This window comes from Moorena sp. SIO4E2, assembly GCF_010671945.1.
In the GTDB taxonomy this organism is placed as follows: Bacteria; Cyanobacteriota; Cyanobacteriia; order Cyanobacteriales; family Coleofasciculaceae; genus Moorena; species Moorena producens.
The window spans coordinates 1-2,982 of record NZ_JAAHIE010000750.1; the positions used below are offsets into that span (position 1 = coordinate 1).

The window sequence follows — 2,982 nt, forward strand, 5'->3', positions numbered from 1 at the left end:
GGAGCATGAATAATGGTGAAGGCAGAAGGCAGAAGGCAGAAGGCAGAAGGCAGAAGGCAGAAGGCAGAAGGCAGAAGGCAGAAGGCAGAAGGCAGAAGGCAGAAGGCAGAAGGCAGAAGGCAGAAGGTAGAAGGCAGAAGGTAGAATTCTCAATTCTCAATTCCCAATTCCCAATTCTCAATTCTCAATTCTTAATTCTTAATTCTTAATTCTTCATTCTCAATTCTACCTTCTTAATTCTACCTTCTTAATTCTACCTTCTTAATTCTTAATTCTACCTTCTTAATTCTACCTTCTTAATTCTACATTCTCAATTCTAAAAAATTTTTACCTTATCCAATTAAAAACCGGTATCATGTCATGGCAAATGTATTAAGAATTCTGTTTAAGCAAGATAGCTATCTCAAGCAAGAGCCGATTCAATCGTCGCAATTGCCTGATAATAAACGTCAGATGGTACCAGCAGGTACTCTATTAGTACTTCGCTATTATGGTCAGGAATCTGGCAATCACATTAAAATGGGTTTAAAAGATATTGCGTTTAAGGGGTTCAGTGGTGATTGGTATGCCTTTGAAGACCATGTAGCAATTATGATGGAGAGTATTCAACCGGTAGAGACGGTTAGTAATGTAGTCTCTAAACAAGAGGATAAGACTGCTTTCAACATTCCTATTTATCAGAATACCTTAGTCAATCAACCGGTTTTACTTAACCTTTTCTTTAATCAAGATACGGTAATTAAGCGAGCTCCTATTCAATCTAATATGTTGAATGAAGTATCAAAGCAGGAAATTCCAGCAGGCACTGAATTGGTGATTGTTACTGATCAAGCTAATGCTGATAATACCATTAAGTTTACTGTGGAGGAGAATCACGTAAAATTTAGCCTGAAAGATCTGGAATTCAAGGGCTTTAGTGAAGATTGGTATGCCTTTGCTGGACATGTTGGTATTCAAGGAATGGGCTAATTACTCTTAAAAATCTGAATCATCACTCAGCGTCTCAATCAACAAATCCATCTGTTGCTGTCGCTGATCCAAAAAATATTCACATTCATGGAGATATTCGACAGCAGCGGAGAACTGATCAAACACGTCGGCTAGTGCTAGTTCTCCCGTTTCTATTTGCCTAATGATAGTTTCCACTTTAGCCACCGTCGCTTCATAGTTCCAGGTTTCTCCAGAAGGGATTTCAGTTAGGTTTGAATCAGTTAGGTTTGAATCAGTTAGGTTTGAATCAGGTTGAGTTTCCATAGATAGTAATTCTCAATGGGGTAAGGTACAGAATTTTTGGATTTTAGGGAATCGGGAACAGGGAATCGGGAACAGGGAATCGGTAATCGGGAATTGGGAATCGGGAATCGGTAATCGGTAATCGGGAGAAGAGGCAAGAGGCATAACCCACCCCTAACCCATCCCAGGAGAGGAATAGAGGCAATAGTTAATAAAGTATATAGCAATTCTAAGACTTATGAGGTAAAGTAACAGCAGTCAGTAAACCAATTATGACAATCGGACTTAGTGACTTTTAAGGCACATTCCACACCCTCAACTGTGATACCAGCCATAGAGAACAATTGAACTAAACATAAATACTAAAAGTAGCCCCTTTAAATAAAATCAACGTTCCGACTCCGTTGCTATGCTCCTTGAAGCAAGCAAAAATAAGAAGTCTCGTGGAAAAGAAGTCCAATCACGTTTGCTTCTATTTTAACCTGATTTAGATGGGATTGCCCTATAAAAAAATGCTAGAAACTGTATTTAATCTACCACTTCAGCAAAGACAAAATATAGCCATTATTGGAGCCGGTGCTATGGGAGTCTCAACAGCATGTATTTTAGCTAAATTAGGTATCGCCAAAGTATCGGTTTTTGAAGCTGAATCAAAAGTTTTTAATAAAAATGGAGCTTCTCTCAATAATACAGGTATTTTGCATCATTTTGTTTATGGTGCACATAAAAAGACACTGGAACATTTATTCAAACAAAGTATTTTATTTAAACAATTAATGCCTGAGTATGTTTTTGTAGATAGCTATGTTAATTATTTAGTACCCAATGAAATAGGAAACACTGCTATTAACCAAGAAGGGATAACTTCTGGGGGGGTGACATGAGAGCTAAAAAGTAGACTGTATAAGCTTCATAGCTCTCATACCTCGTAAATAATTATTGAGCTTATGACGACTTAAACGCATCAAAGCATAAACTAATTCCCAACATTGATCCATAAAATTAATCCATTTTTGAGCATACATTCCAATATAAAAACTGCTATGTCTTTTAGTTAATCGCCCATATTCTTTGACTCTAGCCACATACTGCTGAACTCCTTTTTTGTTTATATTTTCTCCTTTTATTGTGGCCATAAAATAAGCAAAAGATATTATAATCACTAAAGATATAAAGCGTTTGCCGACAACATTACTGCCTTCCATATTATATCCACCGCTTTTATAATCACGGAACATTTGTTCAATATTAAAACGTTTCTTATAAGCGGAGATCGCCTCAGATACTTCGCTCATATTTGTTAGAATAAACCAACCTTCTTTGGTCACTGATTTACGATAACTTTTCTTCCATTTACAGGCGACACTAAATCCTGATACTTGTTTAGTTTTTGTGACCTTAACCTTTTCAAAAAATAACGAAATTCCTGGTTTTAATCCACAGTTTTTTAAGGGAACCCACCTCTGATTATTGAGTTGAATTTGCTCCGATTGTTTTAGTCTTAAACAAAACTGAAAACCTTGTGTATCTAGCCATTTAGCCAATTTAACTGAGCAAAATTCTCGGTCTCCCAGAATGACAAGTTGATAGTTATCAAATAGCCCTATAATATTTGAAATTAGTTGTTTTTGTTCCGAAAAATTACTTGAACCAAATTTTGGTATAAGTTCAAAATAAACGGGAAGTGCTCGGTTTCTATAAATTAAGCTAATCATCAATAAATTTTTGTCATTCCAATTAGTTCTATCA

The 2,982-nt window shown here is 36.2% G+C and carries 5 protein-coding genes and 1 pseudogene; 3 read left to right on the forward strand and 3 right to left on the reverse strand.

Annotated features, from left to right (window positions below):
- Both F6K37_RS36520 and F6K37_RS36525 read left to right on the forward strand, forming a co-directional pair.
- Positions 1-209, forward strand: a 209-nt coding sequence (locus tag F6K37_RS36520; RefSeq protein ID WP_353838920.1) for a hypothetical protein, incomplete at its 5' end; no start/stop codon positions are given.
- 151 nt (positions 210-360) lie between these two features.
- Positions 361-969, forward strand: coding sequence for a hypothetical protein (locus F6K37_RS36525; RefSeq protein WP_287255875.1), 609 nt, complete (start codon positions 361-363; stop codon positions 967-969).
- A 6-nt stretch (positions 970-975) separates the two neighbouring features.
- Here F6K37_RS36525 and xseB read toward each other — a convergent pair whose 3' ends face one another.
- Positions 976-1,254: an exodeoxyribonuclease VII small subunit gene (xseB, locus tag F6K37_RS36530; protein ID WP_083373696.1), complete on the reverse strand. Its 279-nt coding sequence runs from the start codon at positions 1,252-1,254 to the stop codon at positions 976-978.
- A 12-nt stretch (positions 1,255-1,266) separates the two neighbouring features.
- Positions 1,267-1,398, reverse strand: a complete 132-nt coding sequence (locus tag F6K37_RS36535) for a hypothetical protein (RefSeq protein WP_267875608.1) — start codon at positions 1,396-1,398, stop codon at positions 1,267-1,269.
- Positions 1,399-1,724: 326 nt separating this feature from the next.
- On the opposite strand from F6K37_RS36535, the gene F6K37_RS36540 reads away from it, so the two are divergent.
- Positions 1,725-2,117, forward strand: coding sequence for an FAD-dependent oxidoreductase (locus F6K37_RS36540; RefSeq protein ID WP_287255877.1), 393 nt, complete (start codon positions 1,725-1,727; stop codon positions 2,115-2,117).
- Here F6K37_RS36540 and F6K37_RS36545 read toward each other — a convergent pair.
- Positions 2,080-2,982, reverse strand: a pseudogene (locus tag F6K37_RS36545) (IS4 family transposase); the annotation flags it as partial. The gene F6K37_RS36540 and the pseudogene F6K37_RS36545 overlap by 38 nt on opposite strands.